Below are 23,352 nucleotides of genomic sequence, written 5' to 3'. Positions count from 1 at the left end.
TCACAAATGTTGAGGGTACCCGATTCGACGCCAGTATTTCCGGTGTTTCTCCTGCGAGTCCTGACGATTCGCCCATCCACGAAAAAGCCCCCGGTGCCATGGCACCGGGGGCTCTTGCCGGATGATCAGCGTCGGTCGACGTCGACGATCAGTCGATGACCTCGACGATGCGGCGGCTGCGGTCCACCAGCACCGGGCGATCGTTGACGATGGTGTAGCGCGCGCCACGGGCGTTGTACTCGGAGGGCACGTCGTAATAGGTCACGCCGGTGCCGGGCAGGGTTGCGCCGACGCGGACATCGCCGTCATAGGCGTAGGAGCTGTGACGCTCGCGGGTGACGTACTGGCGGAAACGGGGGCGGTCGTCGACACCCAGAATGCCACCGACGGTTCCGGTCGCAGCGCCGACGGCACCGCCGACGATGGCGCCCAGCGGGCCGGCCGCGTCAGCACCGTCCTGTGCGCCACGCTCGGCGCCGCGCACGAGGCCCTGGGCCTGGGCGGCGAGGGGGAGGGAAAGGGCGATCGCCGAAGCGGCGAGAAGGGTCTTGATGTTCATGATCGAGATCTCCGTATCCGATGACCCGCGAACGGTGACGCTCAGCGGGGTTCGGGGCAGTAACGCCCGATCTCCGGAAAGGGATGCCTCGAAAATCGATTTTGCCGGATTGTCCCAACCATGCCCCCGAACGGGGGACGACGTTCCTTATGCGCCCAGTGTCGCAATACAACCTCGCTCGGTGAGAGCGAAGGAACGCCGATCCCGACTGGTCGGTGGCCGGAATCAGGCGTCCTTCGGCATGGCCGATTGGATCAGCCGGTCCGAGCTCAGGTCTTCCTCGTCGTAGCCGAGCAATTCGGCGAGGCGCCCGCGGGCGCGGCTGACACGGCTCTTCACCGTGCCGACCTTGCAGCCCATGATCGTGGCCGCCTCCTCGTAGGACACGCCCTCGGCGCCCACGAGGACGAGGGCTTCGCGCTGGTCGGGCGGCAGTTTGGCGAGAGCCGTCTGCAGATCCTCCACATCGAGGCGGTCGCCCTGGTGCGGTGCCGTCGCAAGACGCGCCGCGTAGGAGCCGTCCTGGTCCTCCACTTCGCGCACGCGCTTGCGGTGGTCCGAGTAGAAGATGTTGCGCAGGATGGTGAAGAGCCAGGCATTCAGGTTCGTGCCCGGCTGGAACCGAGCGCGATGCTGCCAGCCCTTGAGCAGGGTGTCCTGCACCAAATCGTCCGAGCGGGCCGGATTGCTGGTCAGCGAGAGCGCGAAGGCCCGTAGCGACGGCACCGCCGCGAGCAGACCGTTGCGGAACTCGGGCTCCACCTGCTCGCCGCGCGCTTTGAGGGCAGCTTCCAGCTTCTCGATGAGCTCGGCGAAACGCGTGGATGGCTCGTCCGTGCCGAGGCGATCGTAGACCGTGCGGAGCTGGTCTCCGAGATGGGAGCGAATGGTCGCCGTCAGGCTCGGCCGCCCGTCGCCGTTCGTGTCGCTCAAGCGGTCGGGGCTGGTATCAAGGACGTCGCGTGTCATGGCTCGTCGTATTCTGATCGTTTGGCAGGAAATCGTCCGGTTCGGGCCGGCCGTATCGGATCGGTCCGCCTGACGTCGATGGCGAGCCCGTAGCATGTCACGGGGTTGTAGCGCATCCCACCCGGTCACGCATCCCGCCAAGCTGCGCATATGGCGAAGTACGCCCTTCGCGTCCACATGCGGCGGATGGTGCCGGAGGCAGCGACATCTTTGTCATGTCCCAAAGCGCAGCGGCCTCTGCTGGCGTCGTCGGTGGTCTATATGATCCGGTCATGGCCATCGGGAGGGCATGGCCATCGGGAGGGATCGTCCATGGATCGTCGCGCCTTCACCGCGAGCCTGACCGCGGCTGTCCTGTCTGGTGCGGGTGAGGCCGCTCGCGCGGCGGCGCCCGAGCGGCCGCCCATGCGGATCGCCATGCTGATGTTCCCCGGCATGACGGCGCTCGACCTCGTGGGCCCGCAGGCGATCCTGGCCGGGTTGGTGGGCGATCGGCTCCATCTCGTCTCCCGCCGAGCCGGACCCGTTTCAAGCGATACGGGCCTGACCCTCATTGCCGACACCTCCTTCGAGACCTGCCCCCGCGATATCGACGTGCTCTTCGTGCCGGGCGGTGACGCGACCCCCGCCCAGATGCGCGACGAGGCGACCCTGGCCTTCCTGCGTGACCGGGCGACCAGGGCGTCCTGGATCACAAGCGTCTGCACCGGCTCGCTCATCCTCGGCGCGGCGGGGCTGCTCGACGGCTACCGCGCCACCTCACATTGGTCCGTGCGCGAAACCGTGCTGCCCCACCTCGGCGCCATTCCGGTGAACCAGCGCGTGGTGGTCGATCGCAGCCGGATCACGGCCGCGGGCATTTCCGCAGGCCTCGACTTCGCCCTCGTCCTAGCGGCCCGCCTGCGTGGCGACGACTATGCCAGGACGAGCCAGCTCGTTGCCGAATATGCGCCGGAACCGCCCTTCTCCGCCGGTACGCCCGAGACGGCCGGGCCGGACATCTCCGCCCGCGCCGGAGCGATCCTCAAGGACCTGGCGGATGGCTGTCTCGCGGCAGCCACCCGGTAGACGCTACGCTGCGGGCCGGGGCTTGCCGCCTCGGGCGGCCTCCGCAACCCGCCAGACGGCACGTCATTTTGCCGGAACCTCGTTGAATGGCCAAGGTTTAGCCCTTGGCGGGAAAGCTGCATGGTCGCCATGCGCTGGACGCCGGACCTCCGCGCTCCGACCATGAAGGGCATCGATCCATGGCATCAGGCCTCGCAGGCGATCTCACCCGGACGAAATCCCTCGAGCGACTGAATGCCGACGCCGAAGGGGGTGAGCACAAGCTCGAACGTACCCTCGGCCCCTGGAGCCTCGTCGCCCTCGGCATCGGCGCGGTGATCGGAGCCGGCCTGTTCTCCCTCACCGGCATTGCGGCGGCCGAGCATGCCGGCCCCGCCGTGGTGATCTCCTTCGCCATCGCGTCGATCGCCTGCGCCTTCGCCGGCATGTGCTACAGCGAGCTCGCCGGCATGATCCCCGTGGCGGGTTCGGCCTATACCTACGCCTACGCCACCATGGGCGAGTTCGTGGCCTGGATCATCGGCTGGGATCTCGTCCTCGAATACGCTGTCGGCGCGGCGACCGTTTCGGTGAGCTGGTCGAGCTACGTCACCCGGTTCCTGCGGGACACGCTCGGCATCAACCTGCCGCCCAGCCTCGTCAATTCCCCCTTCGAGACCTACACGGTCGATGGGGTGACGGCGCATGGCATCGTCAATCTGCCGGCCATCCTCATCATCGTCGCCGTCTCGGCCCTGTTGATGATCGGCATCCGCGAATCCGCCCGCGTCAACGCCGTCGTCGTGGCGATCAAGCTCGCGGTGGTGGCGGTCGTGGTGGGCGTCGGCCTGTTCTACATCAAGGCGCAGAACTACGTGCCGTTCATCCCGGAGAACACCGGCACGTTCGGCGAGTACGGCTGGAGCGGCATCATGCGCGGCGCCGGCGTCGTGTTCTTCGCCTATATCGGGTTCGACGCGGTCTCGACGGCGGCGCAGGAGGCCAAGAATCCCCAGCGCAACATGATGATCGGCATCCTCGGCTCGCTGGCCATCTGCACGGTGATCTACATCGCCTTCGCCGGCGTGCTCACCGGCCTCGTCCATTACGACGCCATGAAGGGCGATGCCGCGCCGGTGAATACGGCCATCGCCCAGACCCCGTTCCCCTGGCTGAAGAGCCTCGTGACCCTCGGCGTCATCGCCGGCTTCTCCACCGTGATCCTGGTCCTGCTGCTGGGCCAGAGCCGGGTGTTCTATTCCATGAGCCAGGACCGGCTGCTGCCGGGCTTCTTCTCGAAGATCCACCCGACCTGGAAGACGCCCTACCGCTCGAACCTGTTCTTCATGGTGTTCACCAGCGCGCTCGGCGGGTTCCTGCCGATCAGCCAGCTCGGCCACATGACCAGCATCGGCACCCTGCTCGCCTTCATTCTGGTCTGTGCGGGGGTCATCATCCTGCGCCGGACTCAGCCCGATGCGCGCCGGGACTACCGGACGCCGCTGGTGCCGCTGGTGCCGATCCTCGGCATCGTCAGCTGCCTCGCCATGATGGTGTCCCTCGACGGACAGACCTGGCTGCGATTGCTTGCCTGGCTCGCGGTAGGACTTGTGATCTACTTCGCCTGGAGCCGGCGCAACAGCCGCCTCGGCCGCGACGAGGCCGTCAGGCCGTCTTGATCAGGGACAGGTGCCGGCCGTCGCGGGCCGGCTCCGTCACCTCGCCGACGGCGACCATCTGACGTTCGCGCGCGATGAACGCGGTCGGCATCACGGCCTGCATCTCGGCCTCCACGCTGCGCAACTGCGCATCGCCATGCGACGGATGAAGATGAATGATAGCCAAAGCCTTCGCCCCAGCCGCCCGCGCCAGCTCGACGCCCTTTTCCCAGGTGGAGTGCCCCCAGCCGCAGCAGCGGGGATACTCGGTCTCCGTGAACATGCCGTCGTAGACGAGCAGATCGGCCCCCTCCACGAAACGACGAAGGGCTTCGTCGGGCCAGGGGTCGGAATGCTCGATGTCGCTGATGATGCAAAGGCGCTTGCCCGCATGGTCGAAGCGATAGCCCACAGACCCTTGTGGATGATTGAGCAGGATGGTGTCGACCCGCGCGCCGTCGGCGAAACTCAGCGACTCGCCCGCCTTGAAGCCGTGATGGGAGAATGTGCACGGGATGACATCGAGCGTCACCGGAAACAGCGGCGGCGAGAACAGCCGGTCCAGAGTCGCCTTGGCGCTGTCCCCGTCGAGGTTCCCGCAATAGGTGTTGATCGTTCGCTCTGGGTTGAAGATCACCGGCTTGAAGAACGGCAGCCCAGCGGTGTGGTCGAGATGGAGATGGCTGAACAGGAGATCGATTTCCTTGGGTAGCGCCTCGCGATGATGGAGACCGCAGGCGTTAAGGCCGGACCCGGCATCGACCACGAAGAGGCGCGTGCCGCAGCGGACCTCCATGCAAGGCGTATTGCCCCCGAACTCGGCATAATCCGGCCCGCTGACAGGCGTGGAACCTCGGACGCCCCAGAAGCGTAGGAAGAGGCCGTCCTCAGCCGAGGTCGTGTGCGTCATGGTCATCGTTCGACTACCGATTGCCCGATCCATCTGAGATCCGGTGCCTTTCGGCGCACCGATGCGATCCGTTCCTCGCGAGAGCGGCCACGAGCAGGTTGCCAGGATCGAAGTGGGGTTGACCATGAGGTAGTCAGCCCGTTTCGACATCGATGTGCGGCCACGCACACAGCTTAGAAGACCGCATTCTGCGAAAAGCCGGCTTCGGCTTGACTGTTTTCCTGTCGGGCGACAGCGCCTCGGGCTCATGTTGACGGGCGCTAGATGGCGCGACCCGCACGTCGGGATTGCGCATCGAAACGCCCTTGAGAGGGCGTGCGGGAAGAGAGCTCCACGGCCCTGAGGCGGGTGGTGCTAGGACCGGAAACCGGCCTCGCCGTTCACGTGTTCAATCGGACGGGGAAGGGAAACGCTGCCCGGAGGGCCTTCGTATCGATCGGCGACGGCGGCAGGACACACTTGCGCACTTCGAGCCACTTCAGGTCGGTGAAATGCGGCGGGACGCCGAGGGCGGGATCATCGAGACCGACAGACAGTTTGTAATCCCGCATTTTGAATGAGTCTGCCGCGCCATCCAAGTCGCTCGTCACGCGAAGGGATTGGCAGGGAATGCCGTAGGCATGTGACACAATGAGGCCGTGCAGAGAGGTGGAAACGATCTCCTCGCAGCTCAGGATGTCTCTGATCACAGCTTCGATTTCGTTGAAGGTCACCGATAGTAGAGAGATAACCTTGATGTGATCTACACCAAGCTTCTCGATGGCGGCCCGGAACATCCCTTCCTGCAGCACGTGTGGAATGATGCCGATCTTGTGGGTCTTGGGCACAGTCGGCGCATATACTTCCGGCAGCAGGACAGCGGCGTCACCGTAGATCTCGGGGCATTCTCCACCGTTGGCGAGGATCGCCGAACGCGAGAGCGGACCGCGAACGGCGCTGTAGATGGCGCTCGGGCAGAGTGGGTCGCTGCCACGTGGCATGCCGGTTCCCCACACGCGGGTGCCGTGGCGGGCGAATTTGGCGATGCTCCCGATGCAGAGACCTTCCGCCTTGCTGGAGGCCACCCAGCGCGGCATCACACCAAAGGCGTGCCAGAGGATGTACGGGGTGAGGATGTCGCCAAAATTCCCGGGATAGGGGCTGCGCATCCACCAGACCTTGGGACGGTACTTCTCGTCGAGGCTGGCTTCGGCCGCCAACTCGTCGAACGTGCGCAGGGTGCGGAACGCCGTGACGAAGGCCCCCCATTTCTGCTCAGACTCGGCGAGGAGTTCATTCTCCAGCTTGATGAACGCGTCCATGTTGCCTTTCCGAAGATGGGCGTGGAACGCTTTCGCTGCCGCTTTCTCGGCCTGATTCTCCTGACCTTCGAGCTCTTCCTGGTCCGACACTCGATCTCTCCAAACTTGATCGTCAGCGCAATGCGACAGAGCTTATCGTCTCGGAGACAGTCAGAGTCGAGGCCGTTATCGGAGAACGGCATAAGGGAAAGGCCGATCTGCCGGAACTACCGATTCCTGTTGGGGACGGGCGTATGGGCGGCTTCGCTCAAGACGTCGGCTTACGATGCCTTCAGCTGCTCGGAGACGTCAAGGAAGCAGGTGCAGCGGACTGATAAACTGGAATAGATATAAATCAAATCTGATTGTCTGATGAGTTATGTAAGATTTATACTCTTTCCAACATTCATAAATACGCTTGATTGATCGCGCGGCTTGCTTCTTTATACCCGCTATCGGGGCATTGCGGGATGTGGAGATCGGCCGAAATGGAACGGATGCTGGAACTAATCCGCGGTTATGCACGGCTGGCATGGTGGGATGGTTGCGCCATCGACATGCGTCTGCACCGCATCGCCGATTTCGTCGATTTCCTGACTGCCGCAAAGGAGCCGGGCTTGATGCACAAGCCGGTCCCGATCGCAAAAGGAGAGATCGCGTGAGCGTTGTCCGTTCTTCCCGGCCCTGTACCGAGCCTCCCAAGGAGGGAGGCGAACTGGACGAGGCACTGCGGCGCGCGTTCTGGACCAGTCTGCACCGCCAACCTCTTCCGGCGCTCCAGGCACTGGCGGTGGCGGCGCGTACCATCGGAGCGCTGTATCGACAGATCGCCGAGGCCCATGAAGGTCCAGGCGGCTGCAATTGCGGGTGGGAGCCCGATCCTGATAGCGATCTCATCGTGCTCGAGGCCAATCTGGCGGCAGCCCTGCTCAAGCCGCCGGAAGCCGACCTTGCCCATATGACAATGCTCGGAAGAGCGTGACGGCTTGGCGTGCCAACCTCAGTTGAACGATGGATCGCGATGATCCGGGGGCTCGGCCTTCACTTGCGGCGCCTTTCCGCGAAGTAACACGTGAGGGATTGGTTAACCCACTCCCGCTCATGATCCACTCGACCCTACAGGGTGGAGATGGGAATGGACGTGATCTACCGTGGCATCGAAACCTCGCTTCTCGGCTTGACCCTCGTCCTCGGCATCGCAGCCCTGGCCCTCCCCTCCCTGACGCCCCGGATCCTCGGCGTCCCGGAACTTGCCGTGACCCTGCCGTTGCTCAGTGTCACCGCTGCGCATTGAAGCCACCCCACGGGATTTCGGGCGCGCCGTCGGCGGCGGCAGAGAGGCTTCTCGACGCCCAATCACGATCGTGACGGTGTGATGTCACACAAGCAGTGTGGCAAACCCAACTATTCGCGTGTGGCGCTTCATTGCGCTGCAACCGTTTCGCCCTCCCGCGATTTACAAACCAAGCGCTGCGGTAAGTGCAATGGCTTGGGTCTGGATGGTGCTTCGTAAAACGGAGCGCGGGCAGGGTTGCGATGACGAAACGGTTCAGGCTTTTCAGTGCGATGGGCATTGCGCTCGTCGTCGGCGTGTCCTCTTTTTCCGCTGAGGCAATGCCTGGCACTGAGGGATCCTCGACCGGCACTCCTCACCGGGATGCGGAGCTTGGCAAGGTAGCCCTGACGGTCGAGGCCGAGGACGATACTCTCGCTTGCACCAAATCGCGCAAGCGCTTGTTCGTCGATGGCGAGGGCTGGATCGTCCGCCGTGTCACCACTTGCCGCTGAGGCAATGCCTCCGCTTTCGGATGACGGCATGTGGGCGTCGACTTCGATGCCTTGCAGCTACTTAGGGACTGCCGCACCTCACCCCTCGCCCCTACTATCAGACTTCATCTTGGCACGATCATTCTCGTCGTGCCGGTCTATCGAGGTCCGTCTCGATACAACGAGGTTCGTATGTCGGCCACGCTGAGATGGATGACGCCGGGATGCACCCTGGCGCTTGCCCTCGTGGTGGCGCCAGTTGCTGATGCACAGGACGTCACAGCTTCGGGCTACGGCCATCCCGATACGTTTCGACCGCGGTTCGATGAGAGCTACGCCGGGCCTTATGTCGTTGCAGCCTCTCGTACTGGGTTGTTGCTGCCAATACCCCGCCCAACCGAACTCGTCCCGAGCGCTTGGGGATATGGAACATACGATGTTCCCACCGCCACCGGCATCCGCCCCGCGCCCGTCGGAACGCCCACCTTGTACGTGATCGAAACGCCCACCGAGGCGAGACGCAAGGCCCGAAGCCAAGGTCCGAGGATACTGTCTCGGGGAAGACGGAATCCAGTTTCAACATCCATCAATCCGCCGATGCAGGCCGGAGCGAGGATTGTGACGGTGGCTATCGGGCGACACGCCTCCCGCTGAGAGGGCGGTGTCAGTATTGCGCGCGCATGATCGATTCGGAGACGAGCTTGATGGGTTTTCCGCGCCCCATCATGATCGCCGCTCGTGATTGCTCCGGATCGGATTCGAACCGCGTCCGCAGCCATGAAACGAGGAACTTCAGGTATTCCGAGCCGATGAGCCTCGCCGTTCCGGGGTGCCGCCACCAGCGATCGGCGTCGAAGCCTTCCGCGATCACGGGGTGGGGCAGAACCCGGTCCTTGCCCATCAACGCATGATCGAGCTCCACCAAGGTCCGGGGCATGTGGTAGTTCGAGGTGACCACCGCGACGGTATTGAACCGGTGCTGGCGCATCCAGCGACGGGTTTCGATGGCGTTGCCGATCGTGTTGCGAGCCCGGTAATCGAGATCGACGCAGCACTCGATCCAGTGGCGCTGGGTCGGATTCAGGCGGGCGATCTCGTCGCGGCTCGTCCGCTCGTTGACGCCGGTGATCAGCAGGCGCCGGCCATAACCGCCGGCGAGAAGATCGATTGCGTCGCCGATCCGTTGTGCGCCGCCCGTTAGGACCACGATCCCGTCCGCCCGGCCGTCGAGCGTGCGCTCGTCACGGGCGATGGATTCGGCGAAGATCAGGAACCCGGCAACCAGCGCCAGGGTGGCGATGGCACCGAGGCCGAGAGTGACATAGCCGATACGCTGCAGTGTTGGAGACATCACCCTTGCGATCCGTGCGGGAGGCGCCGACGATTCCGCCCGACCGCGTGGCCAGACCCAACCGAACGCCTCCAGCGGGCGAGTGGTGCCGAGTCCTGACATCCGCGTGGCCATTCTCCGAAGGTAGTGCCGAATGCGGCATCCGCGAGGCGATACTTCCGCCCCTAAGGGTTTACGAATAGTTAACGCGGTTCCGGGAACTCGGAACCCTGTGCGATGTCATGCAGCAAGGGGGCGAAGAGCCCTGTCCCGCAGTCGAAAACCCAGCTTCAGCGCAGGAATCGTCTGACCGTGAGCCGCGAAACGATACCGGTCACCACGGAGGCGATCACGCCGATGAGCAGGACGGCGGCGTAGCCACGCCAACCGATATGGAAGGCGCCGAACAGCGCCTCGATCTCGTCTCCAGCCGGCCCCGATCGCCAGAGCCGGGCGAGCAGTCCCGCTAGCGCGAAGACCGCAAGTGCCAGGCACGAGCCGATGACGCCTCCGCGTAGACCGAGGCCGAAGAAGCGGCGCTGGAAGGCGCGGGCAATGAAATCGTCGTTCGCGCCGACGAAGTGCAGCACCTCCACGACTTCCCGGTTGCCGGCCATGGCGCCGCGCGTGGCGAACACGACCGCGAGCCCGGTGGCGATGAGGACGAGGGCGACGATGCCGACGCCGACACCGACGAAGGTGTTGGCCATGGTCGAGAGCCGCTGAAGCCATAGGGCATGGTCGTCGAGGCTCGCCACCCCCGGCATGGCTTCTCCGAGCGCGCTCCGGAGTCCTTTCAGATCCGGGGCGGGGGAATCCGCGAGTTTCAGAGTCACGAGCCGCGGAACCGGCAGATCGGAGAGATCGAGGCCGCTGCCGAGCCAGGGCTCGAGAAGGCGTTCGGCTTCCGCCTTCGAAAAGATCCGCGTCGTGGCGATTCCAGGCGTCGCCTTTGCCAGCGCATCGGCCTTGGCCACGTCGGCATCGATATCGCGACCGGCGCTCGGCCTCACCTGGATCGTCACCTCCTGCGCAACGCTGCCCTGCCACTGATCGGCGCTTGAGGCGACGATCTCGGCCGCCCCGGCGCAAAGAGCCGCCAGGAAAGTCAGGATCGCGATAACGGCCGCGAGCGCCCGGCTCGCGGCCGAGTCGGTGGGGACGAGGGGAGCGTTGCGTCGCAGGGTCGCCGGAAGCGCTTCTTGGTCGGTAGCGACGGGCATCGAGGGATGCGGCGGTGGGCTTGCCTGACGACCCATCACTTTTCGATCTGCAGCCGGCCCTGACCCAGGACGAGCCGGGGGGCGTCGACGAGGTCCATCAGGGCGAAGTCGTGGGTGGCGATCAGGACGGAGGTTCCGAGCCGATTGAGTTCGATGAATAACCGCAGCAGCCGCCGGCCGAGACCGGGATCGACGTTGCCGGTCGGTTCATCGGCGAGGAGAAGGTCCGGCCGCGCGATGAGCGCCCGGGCGATCGCCGCGCGCTGCTTTTCGCCGCCCGACAGAAGCGGCGGCAGGACGTGCATGCGCTCGCCGAGACCGACCCAGCGCAGGAGTTCGACCACCTCGGCACGGTAGCTCGTCTCCGACCTGCCTTGGACGCGCAACGGCAGTGCGACGTTCTCGTAAGTAGTGAGGTGGTCGAGCAGCCGGAAATCCTGGAATACGATGCCCATCCGCCGGCGCAAACCGGTGAGCGCCTCGTTGGAGATGTCGCTGACTTCCTCTCCGAACACCGAGACCAGCCCGCGCGTGGGCCGGACCGAGAGAAGGATCAGGCGCAGCAGAGTGGTCTTTCCCGCGCCGGAGGGGCCGGTGAGAAACTGGAACGAGCGCGGGGCGATCTGGAAGCTCACGTCGCTCAGCACTTCCGGCCCGAGGCCGTAGCGCATGCCGACGTTTTCGAACTGGACCACGGGCTCCTCGACGCCCGACAGGAGGCTGTCAGCGGTCACGCGAGATGCCCGGATCCGTTGATGCCTGATTCTGCTGACAAGCCTGTGCTCCCATTCTGCCGCTTCACGGAGGATTAACCGCTCTTGGCGATGATGGTGTGAGTCTTTTTCACCGAACCGGCAACCGCCGATCGAGAATTCGAGGCGTCGATTCGCCATGCTGATCGTCTGCCCGTCCTGCGCAAGCGAATACGACATCGCCACCGACAGGGTCGGCGTCGAAGGCCGCTCGGTGCGCTGCGCCGCCTGTCGCGAGACCTGGTTCATCTCACCCGACGAGGTCGCCGCCGCCCTCGCGGAGGAGATGGCCGAGATTCAGGCGGCGATGGGCTCGGTGGAGGGGCGCGGCGAAGCGCAGGCCGATCTCGATGCATGGGAAGCGGCGCTGGCCGAGGAGGCCCAAGCCGCAGCGGTGGATCCGATGCCGGAGGAGAAGCCGGTCCGTAAGCCCCGCGGACGCACGCCCCCTCCAAAACGATGGGGCGCTCCGTCGCCGGTCGCCGCCTTCGGGCTCGCCCTGCTGGCAGGCGTACCGCTGGCGCTACTTGCGCGCAGTACCGTGGTGCGGGCCATGCCCCAGAGCGCCGCGCTCTATGCTCGGATCGGCATGCCGGTGAACCTGCGCGGCATCGAGATCCGCGATCTTTCAGCCTATCAGACCCAGGGCGAGGGCGCCGCGTCTCAACTCGTTGTCGAGGGCGACGTGGTCGGCGTGGCGGGCACCCCCGTCCCGGTGCCGCCGATCGAGGTCGAGGTGCGCGATGCGCAGGACCAGACCATCTACCGCTGGACCGTGGCGCCGCCGCGCTCCAGCCTCGAGGATCGCGAGACGGCCCGGTTCAGGGCGAGCTTGTCGGCGCCTCCGATGCAGGGGCGCACAATCAAGGTCGGCTTCGCACCGGAGCGCGGTGTGCCGGACACGGATCTCGGTCATTGACACCAGACATTGCCTCTCGCGCAGGGCAAAAAACGGTGCCACCCGCGCCCGCTCGTGGTAAAGAGATCGTATGACCAGCCCGACCCGACGCGTGCGCGTCCTCTTCGACGAAACCGCCATCGCGAACCGCAACGAGGAGTTGGCCGCGGCCATCGTCGCCGCCAAGCCCGAGAACCTCCTCGTCGTGGCGGTTCTCAAGGGAAGCTTCATGTTCGCAGCCGACCTGCTGAGGGCGCTGCACCGGTCCGGCCTGTCTCCGCAGGTCGAGTTCGTCCACCTGTCGAGCTATCGCAGCGGCACGGTTTCCTCAGGGCAGGTAGAGATCCTGCGCGACGTCGAGAGTGAGGTTCGCGGCCGCGACGTCCTCCTGGTGGACGACATCTTGGAATCCGGACGTACCGTCGTCTTCGCCAAGGACCTGCTCATGGCGCGTGGCGCCAAGCGGGTCCTGACCGCCGTCCTGCTCGAGAAGCCGGGCAAGCGGGCGGTGACCATCGATGCCGATTTCGTCGGATTCACCTGCCCGGATGTCTTCGTGGTCGGCTACGGCATGGATGTCGCCCACGAATATCGTCAACTCCCCTTCGTCGGCCTAGTCGACCACGTGAGCAGCGAGCCAGACCTGTTCGGCGGCACCTGAGCCCGTCCTGCAGGCACGCGAAGCTGACGATCAGGCACACCCGTGGCTTTAGGGCGACAATTGCGCGCGGTCGGGTCAAGTAGAACATTTGCATATCATTTGATGCAAAGCGGCCCTTGACATCGAAGCTGAGTAAAAGCGCAGTCTGGGCGATCCAGCAGAGACAAAGAGTTGATGGCACGAATCCTCCTCGTTGACGATGAAGAGCCCGTGCGCGGCTTCCTGAAACGGGGCCTGGAAATCGACGGGCATTCCGTCGTGACGGCGTCGGATGGAAGCGACGGGCTCGATCGGCTGATCGAAGCGGATGGCGGGTTCGATCTGATGCTCACCGATATCCGCATGCCGCTGATGGACGGGATCGCCCTCGCTCTCGCAGCCAAGCGCGATTTTCCCGACCTGACCATCCTTCTGATGACGGGGTTCGCAGACCAGCGCGAGCGGGCCCGTGGCCTCGACGCCATCGTCACCGATGTGTTGACGAAGCCCTTCTCCCTGGCCGACCTGCGCTCGACGGTGAAACGCGCGCTCGCCGCCTGAACGGGCCGCACGTCCGCGAAATTTCGATGAAGCTTGGCCGCCGGTCACTGCGTTGCCGAAGGGAGCGATTCCTCCCTTCCTCGCGACGAGTGCCCTATGATGTCATCGACGACGACCCGCGCCGCCCTGGCCGTAGCGCTCCTTTCCGGCACGATCGTATCCGGGGCCGCCGCGGCTGAAGCCCTGATCAGTCCTGCCGCCGGCACACTCACCAAGGTCGCCAGCTTCGAGCATCAGGTCACCGGCGTCACCGTCTCCAAGGATGGCCGCGTCTTCGTGAACTTTCCGCGCTGGACCGAGGACAGCGCCGTCTCCGTCGCCGAGGTGAAGGACGGCCGGATCACCCCTTTCCCCGATGCCGAGTGGAATTCCTGGCGCAACGCGCGCAAGGACGAGGTTTCGGCGGGTGACCATTGGATCTGCGTCCAGAGCGTGGTGGCGAGCCCGGACGGCAATCTCTGGGTGCTCGATCCGGCCGCGCCCGCCATGGCGGCGGTGGTGAAGAATGGGCCGAAGCTCGTGGAGATCGACCTCAAGACCAACAGGCCCGCCCGCACCATCGCCTTCGACGAGGCCGTGGCACCGCAGGGTTCCTACCTCAACGACGTCCGCTTCTCGCCGGATGGACAGACCGCCTACCTCACCGATTCGGGCGCAAGTGGCGCCCTCGTCGTGGTCGATCTCGCCAGCGGCAAGGCCCGCCGCCTCCTCGACGGCGATCCGACGACCCAGCCAGACAAGACGGTGACCGTGACCTACGAGGGTAAGCCCCTGCGGCGCCCCGATGGGCGCGGCGTGGAATTCGCCGCCGACGGCATCGCCCTCTCGCCCGATGGGGGCACCCTCTACTGGCAGGCGATCAAGGGGCGGACCCTCTATAGCCTGCCGACCTCCGCGCTCACTGGCTGGATGACGTCGGCGCTCGTGCCGGAGGCACTTAGCGACAGGAGCCTGTCGGGCAAGGTGGAGACGGTGGGCGAGAACGGCCCTGCGGACGGCCTCATCATCTCGCGCAAGGATGGGCGGATGTACGTCACCTCGCCCCAGGATGACTCGATCAAGGTCCGCGACCTGTCCGCCAAGGGCTCCGCCCTCACCACCCTGATCCAGGACAAACGCCTGCGCTGGCCCGACACTTTCGCCGAGGGACCGGACGGCACCCTCTACGTGACGACCTCTCGCATCCAGGATTCGGCCTTCTACAAGCCCGACGCACCGGCGGCCCTGCCCACCGACCTGTGGAGCATCAAGCCCTCGGCGGGCGACGCCACCGGCTCGACGGCGAGCCCATCCGCCCGCTGAGACCGAAGGCCCGATCGGTCGGCGAGACCGGCCGGGCATTCCCGCCCTCCCCTGCGAGCTTTCCCATGCGCCGACGCGACATCCTCTGCGGCCTCGCCGCATCCGGTCTCTGGAGCGGGCACGCTTCGGCGGCTCCGATCCTCCGGTCAGACGATCCCCGGTTCGCCGAACTGGTCGATCCGTCCGCCCGGCCGGTGACCCTCTACCGCGAGGGTCGGTGGTGCGAAGGCCTGTGCTGGGCACCGCATCTCGGGGGGCTCATCGTCAGCGACGTGCGGTCGAACCGCATGCTGGTCATCGGCGAGGATGGCGGAGTGAAGCCGTTTCGCGATCCCTCGAACAACGCCAACGGCAACATTCTCGATTCGAAGGGGCGCCTCGTCACCTGCGAGCACCGGACCCGTCGCGTCGTCCGCCGCGAACCCGACGGGACGATGACCGTGCTGGCGGATTTTTACGGCGGCAAGCCCCTGAACTCGCCCAACGACGCGGCGCTCGCGCCGGACGGAGCGATCTGGTTCACCGACCCCGTCTTCGGCATCACCGTGCCGGATGAAGGCATTCAGGCGGTGCCGGCCCAATCCGCGAGGCGGGTCTACCGGATCGATCCGGCCGGTGAGGTCCAAGGTATGACAGACGCCGTCGGCCAGCCCAACGGCATCGCCTTCGCGCCGGACGGCCACACGCTCTACGTCACCGAGACCAGCGCCGCCCTCGACAATGCGGAGGGCGCGCGCGCCATCCTCGCCTTCCCGGTGAAGGACCGGCGCCTTGGCGAGCCACGGGTGGTCGCCGCGCTCAATGCCGGCGCCCCGGACGGTCTCGCCATCGACGAAGCCGGACGGATCTATGCGGCCTGTGCCGACGGCGTGCGCATCTACCTACCCGACGGGACGCTGCTCGGCCGGATCGCCACGGCGACGCCGGCCTCCAACGTCGAGTTCGGTGGGGCGGACGGGCATCGCCTCTTCATCTCGGCCGGCTCCGTGGTGGCCGCCATCGATCTCAAGGTCCGGGGCGCGGCGAAAGCCAGCTGACCAACGTCATTTCTTTCAGGATTGCAGCATCAATGACTTTCGCACGACGTGACATGCTGGCGGCCGGCCTCGCCGGATTTGCCTGCCTGAGCAGCCAGGCCTCTGCAGCTAAGGGAGGCTCCCCCCCTACGGCATCCGGCAAGACGGTCGCCAGCGATCCAGGGGTGCCGGGACTTGAACTCGCCATGGCGGCGGATGCGCCCTCGAACCCCACTGGCCTCACTCTGTCGCGGAGCGGCCGCATCTTCGTGATGATGCCGCGCTTCAACGCGAAGGTGCCCTTCACCCTCGGCGAAGTCATGCCGGATGGGAGCGTGACGCCCTATCCCGACGAGACCACCAACCAGCCCGATGCCAAACACGCCCAGACCCGCCTGCTGCATGTCCCCAACGGGGTGATGGACCGGGACGACAAGCTCTGGGTTCTCGATGCCGGGCTGCCGGACGGCGCTGGGCCGCCCATGCCGGGAGGGGCCAAGCTCGTTCAGTTCGATCTGGCGACCAACCGGATCGTTAGAATGGTCCCGCTGGAGGCCGGCGTCACCGCGACCTCCTCGCTCAACGACCTGCGGGTCGATATCCGCGACGGCCGGGCGGTGGCCTTCATCACCGACCAGGGCCAGGACGGGCACGGCGCGATCCTGGCGGTGGATCTCGCCAGCGGCCGCGTCGTCCGGCGCCTCGCCGAGCATGCCAGCACCGAATCCCAGAAGGGCATCGTCAAGATCGTCGAGAACCGCCAGATCCTCCAGCGCAAGGCCGAGGGGCCGCCCCGCCCGGTGCAGGGTGGCGCCAACGGCATCGCCCTCAGCCCCGACGGTCGCCGTCTCTACTATGCGCCGCTCATGGGCCGGCGCCTCTACGCGGTGGAGACCGCACTTCTCCTCGACCCGGCGGTGTCCGATGCAGAGGTCGCCGCCGCCGTCGAGGATCTCGGCGAGAAGGGCATGACCGGCGGCCTCATCGCGGATTCGAAGGACCGCGTGTATCTCGCCCTGCAGGAGCACAATGCGGTCGGCCGGCGCGAAACGGACGGCACCGTCACCATCCTCGCCACCGATCCCCGGCTGATCTGGGCCGACACGTTCTGGATCACCCCCGACCGCTGGCTCTACATCACCGCCGCGCAGGTCAATCGGAGCCCGGACTACAACAACGGCCGCGACATGCGGCAGCCGCCCTACGCCATCCTCCGAATGCGTATCGACGCCGACCCGGCCTGATGTCGCGTCCCCGCCCGGTCGTATGATCAGGCGAGCATGTGCGTGAGGAGGGCGCGCAGCTGCGCCGGCTTGATCGGTTTGTGCATCAATTCGGCGCCGATCATCGCCACGTCCGCCTCGATCCCGGGCGAATGGTCCGCGGTGGTCACGATGACCGGCAGGGCCGAACGGGTTACGCCGCGCAGGTAGCTCGCGACATCGAGGCCGCAGGCGCCGTGATCGAGGTGAAAATCCAGGATCAGTACGTCCGGCGGGGTCTGCCCGGCGGCGACGCGCTCCGCCACACCCGCAAGGTCGCGATGGACACTGACCTCCGCGTCCCAGTTCTGCAGCAGACGCCTCAGCGCATCGGCGGTGGCCGGGTCGTTCTCGACAATGAGGACGCGTGCCCCGGTCAACCGCGTGGCGATGGGCGCGGGGCCGGCCATGGTCTCGGTCGGGGAGGCGCCGATGGGGACGGACAGGCTGACCCGGGTGCCGTGGCGGAGCCGCGAATCGAGGACGAGGGCATGGTCGAGGGCCGTGGCCATGCGCTGGACGATGGAGAGTCCGAGGCCAAGTCCCGGCTCGCCCTCGTCACCCGCTCCGCCGCCCCGGTAGAATTCCTCGAAGACGAGATGGCGCTCGCTCTCCGCGATGCCGCAGCCGGTATCGATCACCTCAATGCGGCACAGCCGACCACGCCGGCGCGCGGCGATCAGTACGCCGCCCCGGCCAGTATATCGGATCGCGTTGGAAACGAGGTTCTGCAGGATGCGCCGAAGGAGGACCGGGTCGCTGTCCACCCGGATCTCCGGGCAGCGGACCGCGAGGCGCAGGCCCTTGCGCTCGGCCATCGGCATGAAGCTCGCCGCGATCCCGTCGAGCAGATCGCCGAGAGCCACCGGCCGGATGACCGGGCGGACGATGCCGGCATCGAGCTTGGAGATGTCGAGAAGAGTCTTGATCAGGTCCTCGATGGTCTGCAGCCCCCGTTCGACCTGCGCCGACATCGCCAGGGCTTCCGAGCCGAGTGGCATGTCCGACAGGGCGGAGGCCGAGAGGCGCGCTGCGTTCAGCGGCTGCAGCAGGTCGTGCCCGGCGGCGGCGAGGAAACGGGTCTTCGAGCGGTTGGCGGTCTCGGCCTCCTCCTTGGCCGCGACCAACGCGGCGTTGGAGCGCTCCAGGCTGTGCATCAGGCCAGTGAGTTCCTCGGTGCGGGAGCGGACGCGACCCTCGAGCATGATCGCAGTCTGGAACAGCGAATAGGCGCCCCCCTGCTGGTCCATGGTGCGCTCCACATGCGCCATGAGCGCCGCGTTGATACGCTCCAGCTTGGCGATACGGCGGCTGGCCTCTTCGTCGCCGACGCTGGGAGAGCCGGCTGTCATGAAGCGGCCAGCCGGCCGATGGCGATGCCGGTAAAGGTCTGGTTGAGGTGCATCGCCCGGTACTGCTCGCCATAGGTCTCGAACCCCACCACGTCATAGCGGCGATAGAGGTCGCAGATGCCCTGGCGGACCTGCCGGCTCTCAGCATCGAGACGGCGCAGGATGCAATCGAAGCCGATGATGAGATCGATCCCCCCGAGTGCCGCTTCGAGACGGGTCAGTTCGCTCCGGGTGGTCTCCACGATGTCGCGCGGCTGGGCCAGTGTGAGGACGACGCCCTCGTCGATGGCGCAGAAGAAGCTCAGGGAGCCATCGGCGTTCATGCGCCGGATCGAGCGGCAGAAGTACTCGCCCCCGACCTTCACCGCGAGGGGATAGGCGGCGAAGCTCATCGGCGTCAGCGCTTCCGGGTCGAGCCCCACCGCCATGGCGTATTCGCGGGCGGCAGGCTCGGCATTCAACTCGTGGACGATGCGCTGCTCGTCGTCGGAGGCCGTGACCACGAACTTCGTGGTCGTCGGCTCGAAATGATCGCTCTTGAAGATCTGGAACGGATAATCCGTCTCCACCAGGACCACCACCGCCGCCCGGCGATGGATCGAGCCTTGGTGGAGCAGCACCGTCTCGCGGAAATTCAGGTCGTCGCCGGCGGATCCGCCGACCAGGGGGATGCCATCGAGCGCCCATGCGATGGCCGAGACCACCGTCTCCTCCGCATTGGCGAGGCCATCGATGAAGGACAGGGCGAAGCGCCGGTTCGGTGCGGCATCGGGGGATTCCGTCTCCAGGATCCGCCGCAGGGCACGGACGAACGAGGCGGTGCGCGCCACGTCGAGATGGTCGATGGCATCGAGGATCGCGGAGACGACGCGAAACCCCTTTTCGGGGAAAGCGACCACCACGAGGCCGCGATCCAGCCCGCCCGCCGGGCAGATGCCGCCCGACATGGTACATCCGGTGATGGGTATGCCGGGGAAAGCGCCCGCGAGGGCGGTGTTCAATTCATCGACGACGTAATCGGGAGAGAAGAAGGCCAGCAGATGCGAGAGACGGGATGAACCGATGCCGGCGGTGACGTCCGTCACTGCCTCGGCCGCCGTCGCGGCGACCGTCCAGGCTGTCCTGATCCCGCACAGATGCCCACGCATCCGCGTGCCCTCCTTCACCGTCCCGTCCCCTCGGCATCGTGCGTCGGCTTTGCGCCTCGACGTCATGTGGGAGGAGTATGTCGGTGCGTCGGGCCGGGCGCAATGGCGGCGCTCGCAAGCGCCGCCCCTTGGGCTCAATCCACCGTCTTAAGGTCTTTCACCGACACGTCGCCCTGGCGGGACGAGAAGGTCGGCGCGGAGCCGTTGCTTTGGGAAACGCCGCTGATCTGGTGATCGCCGGTATCGTAGGTCGTGCGCTTGCCATCCGTGTCGATGACGAGCCGGCGCGCATCGGGGAAGAACGCGTAGCGCATCCCGTTCTGGCCTCCGCTGGTGGAGGGCTGGCCCAGTTCCTGGGGCCACCAGGCCTCGCCACCGGACATGGGTTTCATCGGCTCCATGGGCTTCATGGGTTCCATCGGCTTCATCGGTTCCATCATCGTGGTCCTCGAACGTGGTGATTCAGACACGGCTACGCCCGAGACCGGACAAGGTTGCATGAACCGGGCGCCTGCCCCCGGCGGCTGCATGCCGGACCCGACTTCTACTTGCCGATATTGAATTTCCCCGCCGCAGGGGTCATATCGCGCACCGTTCGATCCCCGGAGGCAAACCCTTGAGCGATACCCTGGAACGGCACGAATTCGGTGCCGAGGTCGGCCGGCTGTTGGACCTCGTGGTCCACGCCCTCTATTCCGACCGCGAAATCTTCTTGCGCGAACTGGTGGCCAACGCCGCCGACGCCATGGACCGGCGCCGCTTCGAGGCGCTGACGCAATCGGTCTCTGCCCCGCCCGCCGACGCGAAGGTCACGATCACCCCCGAGAAGACCGCGCGCACGCTGACGATCTCCGATCCCGGTATCGGCATGACCAAGGCCGAACTGGCGCAGAATCTCGGCACCATCGCCCGCTCCGGCACCCGCGCCTTCAGCCAGTCGCTCGGAGACGCGAAGGCCGAGGACAAACCCAGCCTGATCGGCCAGTTCGGCGTCGGCTTCTACTCCGCCTTCATGGTAGCCGACCGGGTGACCGTCACCTCGCGCCGCGCCGGCTCCGACGAAGCCTGGACCTGGGCCTCGGAGGGCCAGGGCAGCTACACCCTGGAACAGTCGACACGCGACGAGCCCGGCACCGACATCGTTCTCCATCTCAAGGAGGACGCCGACGAGTATCTGGAGAGCTACCGCCTCGATCACGTCGTGCGCAAATGGGCCGACCACATCACCGTCCCGGTGGCCATCGTCTCCGAGGGCAAGACCGAGACTGCGAACCAGGGCACGGCCCTGTGGCGCAAGTCGAAGTCCGAGGTCACTCCGGAGCAGTACACCGAGCTCTACCGTCATGTCGGCATGAACTTCGACGAGCCCTGGGCGACACTGCATTGGCGGGCGGAGGGGGCGCTCGAATTCTCGGCCCTGCTGTTCATCCCCGGCATGAAGCCGTTCCAGGCGGTGGAGGGTGAGCGCGCGAGCAAGGTCCGGCTCCACGTCCGGCGCATGTTCATCACCGATGAGGCCGAATTGCTGCCGACCTGGCTGCGCTTCGTTCAGGGTGTGGTCGACACCGAGGACCTGCCCCTCAACGTGTCCCGCGAGATGCTGCAGGCGACTCCGGTCCTCACCAAAATCCGTCGCGCGGTTACCGGCCGTGTCCTCTCCGAACTCGGCAACCGCGCCAAGGACGCGGAGGGCTACCAGTCCTTCTGGGAGAATTTCGGCCCCGTCCTCAAAGAGGGCATCTACGAGGATTACGAGCGCCGGGGCGAGATCGCTCCGCTCCTGCGCTTCCGCTCCTCGGCGGTGGAAGGCTGGACCTCCCTGCCCGATTACGTCTCGCGCATGAAGGACGGCCAGGAGGCGATCTATTACCTCGTGGCCGACGATGCCGACGCCCTGGCCTTCTCGCCGCAACTTGAGGGGTTCCGCGCCCGCGGCGTCGAGGTGCTGCTGCTCTCCGACCATGTCGACGCGTTCTGGCCGGAGCAGCTCGGCCGGTTCGAGGAGAAGCCCCTGCGGTCGGTGACCCAGGGCGGCCTGGACCTCTCGAAGATCGCCGCCGCGGAAGAGGCCGGCGAAGCGCCGGCCCCGGTCGATGCCCTCGTCGCCGCCCTCAAGACGGCGCTCGCGAAGGACGTCGCCGAAGTGCGAACCACCGACCGGCTGGTGGAGAGCGCCGTGGTGCTCTCGGCCTCCGGTAGTGGACCCGACCTGCAGATGCAGCGCCTTCTGCGCCGGGCCGGGCGTGGAGCCGGCGGATTACCGATCCTCGAGATCAACCCGCGCCACCCGCTGATCGCCTCCCTCGGCGCCAAGGCGGAAGCCGGGGAGGATGTGGCGGAGGCCGCCGGCACCCTCGTCGATCTCGCCCGCATTCAGGACGGCGACACCCCGCGCGACCCCGTGGCCTTCGCCCGCAAGGTCGCCGCGGCCCTGGCCTCCGGCGCCTGAACCCGCGACGTTCGACGGGAGCGCATTCTTTGTGCGCTCCCGACTTGTGATCTCGACCGAACTCGTGTTAACGAGCCTCCGTCTCATCGAGGCGCCCCGCGGAGAGGTGGCAGAGCGGTTGATTGTACCGCACTCGAAATGCGGCATGGGTGCAAGCCCATCGGGGGTTCGAATCCCCCCCTCTCCGCCACTTTCCCTCGATAAGTGATTGGCTTCGCTATGAAATTCCGTTTGGCGCTGGGTCGTCGCCCTCAATTTGCCTCACATTTTGTATCGGCTTGTGTCGGCTAAAGCTGTATCTTGCCGGACTTCGCCGCGCGCGCGAGGCCGAGCGTTTGAGGTGCCTGGCAGCGTTTTGATCAACGCGACTATTTGGCTCGCAAGCGCTGATCCCTACCGAGGCGGATGAGTTCGAATGGTGGCCAACCACTCAAGGCACGCGGCGACGTCGGATTCGGATGGCTACCTTCTTCACTGCTGACACGCACTTCAGAGATGCTCACGTCCTGCGTCAGAGAGGAGAGGTGGCCGGAATCAATCGATGATCACGACGCGGCTTTGATCGAGGGTTGGAACGACGTTGTCAGCGCCGACGATGACGTCTGGCATCTCGGCGATTTCGCCGCCGGAGCGAGCCGGGTGCGCTGCGCGGATCTCTTTGAGGTCCTGAAAGGCCGAAGGCGGCTGATCCGCGGCAATCACGACACCAATCGGGTTCTCGAATTGCCGTGGGTGACACCGCCGCAGGAAAGTGCGGGGATCATCGTTAGCGATGCTGATGGTGGGGAATGGCGGCTAATTTCGCACATTACGCGCATCAGGCCTAGCCCGGCCTCTGGCGCGGGACGCGGCATCTGTATGGCCATACCCATGGATCACTGCCTGATACCCGCTTCTCATGCGATGTCAGCGCCGATGCATGGGGCTACCGACCCGTCGGTGTCGCGCCGAACTCATAACCTGCTAAAATCTCGCTCATGCTTTCCCGGAAGAGCGTCAACAGCAGAATAAGACTCGGACTGCATGTTGAGCGCCGACGCTGACGTCTCGGCACGACAAATCGCATGTCCGCTCCTTACGGACGCACGGCGTTTGTGGATGTGCCAACCGTTGAGGGTTAGGCCATCGGCTAAGAGCGCCTAACAGAACCGTTTGATCTGGTTGAGAGTGATGAGGCTGGTCGCGAGGCTCGTGAAGGCCTCGTAGATGTCTGCACGTCGCTCGTAGCG

General features: G+C 65.8%; 24 protein-coding genes, 1 tRNA gene and 1 pseudogene. 14 read left to right on the top strand and 12 right to left on the bottom strand.

Annotation, left to right across the window (positions count from 1 at the left end):
- Positions 1–148 precede the first annotated feature (148 nt).
- Both ASF26_RS11250 and ASF26_RS11245 read right to left on the bottom strand, forming a co-directional pair.
- Positions 149–559 carry a DUF1236 domain-containing protein gene (locus ASF26_RS11250; protein ID WP_018045463.1) on the bottom strand — a complete coding sequence of 137 codons (411 nt, stop codon included), beginning with the start codon at positions 557–559 and terminating at the stop codon, positions 149–151.
- Between the two features lie 225 nt (positions 560–784).
- On the bottom strand, positions 785–1,528 hold the full coding sequence (locus ASF26_RS11245) for a sigma-70 family RNA polymerase sigma factor (protein ID WP_018045464.1): 744 nt from the start codon (positions 1,526–1,528) through the stop codon (positions 785–787).
- Positions 1,529–1,840: 312 nt separating this feature from the next.
- On the opposite strand from ASF26_RS11245, the gene ASF26_RS11240 reads away from it, so the two are divergent.
- Both ASF26_RS11240 and ASF26_RS11235 read left to right on the top strand, forming a co-directional pair.
- On the top strand, positions 1,841–2,596 hold the full coding sequence (locus ASF26_RS11240; protein WP_244475899.1) for a DJ-1/PfpI family protein: 756 nt from the start codon (positions 1,841–1,843) through the stop codon (positions 2,594–2,596).
- Between the two features lie 179 nt (positions 2,597–2,775).
- Entirely contained in the window at positions 2,776–4,254 is a 1,479-nt protein-coding gene (locus ASF26_RS11235) for an amino acid permease (RefSeq protein ID WP_056253627.1), read from the top strand.
- Here ASF26_RS11235 and ASF26_RS11230 read toward each other — a convergent pair.
- Positions 4,241–5,149, bottom strand: coding sequence for an MBL fold metallo-hydrolase (locus tag ASF26_RS11230; RefSeq protein ID WP_056253624.1), 909 nt, complete (start codon positions 5,147–5,149; stop codon positions 4,241–4,243). The two genes, ASF26_RS11235 and ASF26_RS11230, sit on opposite strands and share 14 nt — an antisense overlap.
- Before the next feature lie 374 nt (positions 5,150–5,523).
- Positions 5,524–6,534, bottom strand: a complete 1,011-nt coding sequence (locus ASF26_RS11225; protein WP_056253620.1) for a polysaccharide pyruvyl transferase family protein — start codon at positions 6,532–6,534, stop codon at positions 5,524–5,526.
- Between the two features lie 377 nt (positions 6,535–6,911).
- Here ASF26_RS11225 and ASF26_RS23105 point away from each other — a divergent pair, with 377 nt between their 5' ends.
- The 4 genes from ASF26_RS23105 (at position 6,912) to ASF26_RS11215 (ending at position 8,211) form a co-directional block, all read left to right on the top strand.
- Positions 6,912–7,085, top strand: a complete 174-nt coding sequence (locus ASF26_RS23105) for a hypothetical protein (RefSeq protein ID WP_200925912.1) — start codon at positions 6,912–6,914, stop codon at positions 7,083–7,085.
- Positions 7,082–7,405, top strand: a complete 324-nt coding sequence (locus ASF26_RS11220; RefSeq protein WP_056253617.1) for a hypothetical protein — start codon at positions 7,082–7,084, stop codon at positions 7,403–7,405. Before ASF26_RS23105 ends, ASF26_RS11220 begins: the two co-directional genes overlap by 4 nt.
- Positions 7,406–7,558: 153 nt before the next feature.
- The gene (locus ASF26_RS23100) at positions 7,559–7,717 is read left to right on the top strand and encodes a hypothetical protein (RefSeq protein ID WP_200925911.1); all 159 of its coding nucleotides are present in this window, start codon (positions 7,559–7,561) and stop codon (positions 7,715–7,717) included.
- Between the two features lie 242 nt (positions 7,718–7,959).
- Complete coding sequence (locus tag ASF26_RS11215) at positions 7,960–8,211, top strand: hypothetical protein (protein WP_056140953.1); 252 nt, start codon at positions 7,960–7,962, stop codon at positions 8,209–8,211.
- 643 nt (positions 8,212–8,854) lie between these two features.
- On the opposite strand, the gene ASF26_RS11210 is transcribed toward ASF26_RS11215, so the two are convergent.
- From ASF26_RS11210 to ftsE, 3 genes are all read right to left on the bottom strand, one after another.
- Positions 8,855–9,541, bottom strand: a complete 687-nt coding sequence (locus ASF26_RS11210; protein ID WP_056140955.1) for a YdcF family protein — start codon at positions 9,539–9,541, stop codon at positions 8,855–8,857.
- A gap of 269 nt (positions 9,542–9,810) precedes the next feature.
- A complete protein-coding gene (locus ASF26_RS11205) occupies positions 9,811–10,743 on the bottom strand; it encodes an ABC transporter permease (RefSeq protein ID WP_056253615.1) in 933 nt (310 codons plus the stop codon).
- A gap of 35 nt (positions 10,744–10,778) precedes the next feature.
- The gene (ftsE, locus tag ASF26_RS11200) at positions 10,779–11,477 is read right to left on the bottom strand and encodes a cell division ATP-binding protein FtsE (RefSeq protein WP_156462961.1); all 699 of its coding nucleotides are present in this window, start codon (positions 11,475–11,477) and stop codon (positions 10,779–10,781) included.
- A 157-nt stretch (positions 11,478–11,634) separates the two neighbouring features.
- On the opposite strand from ftsE, the gene ASF26_RS11195 reads away from it, so the two are divergent.
- From ASF26_RS11195 to ASF26_RS11170, 6 genes are all read left to right on the top strand, one after another.
- On the top strand, positions 11,635–12,414 hold the full coding sequence (locus ASF26_RS11195) for a DUF3426 domain-containing protein (protein ID WP_056253612.1): 780 nt from the start codon (positions 11,635–11,637) through the stop codon (positions 12,412–12,414).
- Positions 12,415–12,484: 70 nt separating this feature from the next.
- Entirely contained in the window at positions 12,485–13,054 is a 570-nt protein-coding gene (gene hpt / locus ASF26_RS11190; protein WP_056140962.1) for a hypoxanthine phosphoribosyltransferase, read from the top strand.
- A 174-nt stretch (positions 13,055–13,228) separates the two neighbouring features.
- Positions 13,229–13,594 (top strand): response regulator, encoded by a 366-nt coding sequence (locus ASF26_RS11185; protein ID WP_018045478.1) that lies wholly within the window; start codon positions 13,229–13,231, stop codon positions 13,592–13,594.
- Between the two features lie 96 nt (positions 13,595–13,690).
- On the top strand, positions 13,691–14,896 hold the full coding sequence (locus ASF26_RS11180; protein ID WP_056253608.1) for an L-dopachrome tautomerase-related protein: 1,206 nt from the start codon (positions 13,691–13,693) through the stop codon (positions 14,894–14,896).
- Positions 14,897–14,961: 65 nt separating this feature from the next.
- On the top strand, positions 14,962–15,933 hold the full coding sequence (locus ASF26_RS11175) for an SMP-30/gluconolactonase/LRE family protein (RefSeq protein WP_056253687.1): 972 nt from the start codon (positions 14,962–14,964) through the stop codon (positions 15,931–15,933).
- 32 nt (positions 15,934–15,965) lie between these two features.
- Positions 15,966–17,156: an L-dopachrome tautomerase-related protein gene (locus ASF26_RS11170; protein ID WP_056253605.1), complete on the top strand. Its 1,191-nt coding sequence runs from the start codon at positions 15,966–15,968 to the stop codon at positions 17,154–17,156.
- Positions 17,157–17,182: 26 nt separating this feature from the next.
- On the opposite strand, the gene ASF26_RS11165 is transcribed toward ASF26_RS11170, so the two are convergent.
- From ASF26_RS11165 to ASF26_RS11155, 3 genes are all read right to left on the bottom strand, one after another.
- Positions 17,183–18,526: a hybrid sensor histidine kinase/response regulator gene (locus ASF26_RS11165; protein ID WP_056253602.1), complete on the bottom strand. Its 1,344-nt coding sequence runs from the start codon at positions 18,524–18,526 to the stop codon at positions 17,183–17,185.
- The gene (locus ASF26_RS11160) at positions 18,523–19,674 is read right to left on the bottom strand and encodes an FIST N-terminal domain-containing protein (protein WP_056253683.1); all 1,152 of its coding nucleotides are present in this window, start codon (positions 19,672–19,674) and stop codon (positions 18,523–18,525) included. Before ASF26_RS11160 ends, ASF26_RS11165 begins: the two co-directional genes overlap by 4 nt.
- 134 nt (positions 19,675–19,808) lie before the next feature.
- Positions 19,809–20,114, bottom strand: a complete 306-nt coding sequence (locus ASF26_RS11155) for a hypothetical protein (RefSeq protein ID WP_348271085.1) — start codon at positions 20,112–20,114, stop codon at positions 19,809–19,811.
- Between the two features lie 176 nt (positions 20,115–20,290).
- Between ASF26_RS11155 and htpG the strand changes: the two genes are divergently transcribed.
- Positions 20,291–22,123, top strand: coding sequence for a molecular chaperone HtpG (gene htpG, locus ASF26_RS11150; protein ID WP_056253597.1), 1,833 nt, complete (start codon positions 20,291–20,293; stop codon positions 22,121–22,123).
- Between the two features lie 100 nt (positions 22,124–22,223).
- Positions 22,224–22,313, top strand: a tRNA-Ser gene (locus tag ASF26_RS11145).
- A gap of 344 nt (positions 22,314–22,657) precedes the next feature.
- Here the strand turns inward: ASF26_RS11145 and ASF26_RS22675 are convergent.
- Together ASF26_RS22675 and ASF26_RS22670 are read right to left on the bottom strand one after the other, a co-directional pair.
- Positions 22,658–22,825, bottom strand: a complete 168-nt coding sequence (locus ASF26_RS22675) for a hypothetical protein (protein WP_156462956.1) — start codon at positions 22,823–22,825, stop codon at positions 22,658–22,660.
- 437 nt (positions 22,826–23,262) lie between these two features.
- Positions 23,263–23,352: pseudogene (locus tag ASF26_RS22670) on the bottom strand (IS5/IS1182 family transposase); the annotation flags it as partial.

The organism is Methylobacterium sp. Leaf93 (assembly GCF_001422345.1).
GTDB classification, from domain to species: Bacteria; Pseudomonadota; Alphaproteobacteria; order Rhizobiales; family Beijerinckiaceae; genus Methylobacterium; species Methylobacterium bullatum.
This window is presented reverse-complemented; position numbering and strand designations above follow the sequence as displayed.

Excerpts from the sequence above, each read along its gene's own strand:
- ASF26_RS11170 (WP_056253605.1), top strand. The coding sequence starts at position 15,966 with ATGACTTTCGCACGACGTGACATGCTGGCGGCCGGCCTCGCCGGATTT.
- ASF26_RS11250 (WP_018045463.1), bottom strand. The coding sequence starts at position 559 with ATGAACATCAAGACCCTTCTCGCCGCTTCGGCGATCGCCCTTTCCCTC.
- ASF26_RS11160 (WP_056253683.1), bottom strand. The coding sequence starts at position 19,674 with ATGCGTGGGCATCTGTGCGGGATCAGGACAGCCTGGACGGTCGCCGCG.
- ASF26_RS11210 (WP_056140955.1), bottom strand. The coding sequence starts at position 9,541 with ATGTCTCCAACACTGCAGCGTATCGGCTATGTCACTCTCGGCCTCGGT.
- ASF26_RS23105 (WP_200925912.1), top strand. The coding sequence starts at position 6,912 with ATGGAACGGATGCTGGAACTAATCCGCGGTTATGCACGGCTGGCATGG.
- ASF26_RS11175 (WP_056253687.1), top strand. The coding sequence starts at position 14,962 with ATGCGCCGACGCGACATCCTCTGCGGCCTCGCCGCATCCGGTCTCTGG.
- ASF26_RS11235 (WP_056253627.1), top strand. The coding sequence starts at position 2,776 with ATGGCATCAGGCCTCGCAGGCGATCTCACCCGGACGAAATCCCTCGAG.
- ASF26_RS11155 (WP_348271085.1), bottom strand. The coding sequence starts at position 20,114 with ATGATGGAACCGATGAAGCCGATGGAACCCATGAAGCCCATGGAGCCG.
- ASF26_RS11195 (WP_056253612.1), top strand. The coding sequence starts at position 11,635 with ATGCTGATCGTCTGCCCGTCCTGCGCAAGCGAATACGACATCGCCACC.
- ASF26_RS11165 (WP_056253602.1), bottom strand. The coding sequence starts at position 18,526 with ATGACAGCCGGCTCTCCCAGCGTCGGCGACGAAGAGGCCAGCCGCCGT.
- ASF26_RS11180 (WP_056253608.1), top strand. The coding sequence starts at position 13,691 with ATGATGTCATCGACGACGACCCGCGCCGCCCTGGCCGTAGCGCTCCTT.
- ASF26_RS11205 (WP_056253615.1), bottom strand. The coding sequence starts at position 10,743 with ATGCCCGTCGCTACCGACCAAGAAGCGCTTCCGGCGACCCTGCGACGC.
- ASF26_RS11185 (WP_018045478.1), top strand. The coding sequence starts at position 13,229 with ATGGCACGAATCCTCCTCGTTGACGATGAAGAGCCCGTGCGCGGCTTC.
- ASF26_RS11245 (WP_018045464.1), bottom strand. The coding sequence starts at position 1,528 with ATGACACGCGACGTCCTTGATACCAGCCCCGACCGCTTGAGCGACACG.
- ASF26_RS11215 (WP_056140953.1), top strand. The coding sequence starts at position 7,960 with ATGACGAAACGGTTCAGGCTTTTCAGTGCGATGGGCATTGCGCTCGTC.
- ASF26_RS11230 (WP_056253624.1), bottom strand. The coding sequence starts at position 5,149 with ATGACCATGACGCACACGACCTCGGCTGAGGACGGCCTCTTCCTACGC.
- ASF26_RS23100 (WP_200925911.1), top strand. The coding sequence starts at position 7,559 with ATGGACGTGATCTACCGTGGCATCGAAACCTCGCTTCTCGGCTTGACC.
- hpt (WP_056140962.1), top strand. The coding sequence starts at position 12,485 with ATGACCAGCCCGACCCGACGCGTGCGCGTCCTCTTCGACGAAACCGCC.
- ASF26_RS11240 (WP_244475899.1), top strand. The coding sequence starts at position 1,841 with ATGGATCGTCGCGCCTTCACCGCGAGCCTGACCGCGGCTGTCCTGTCT.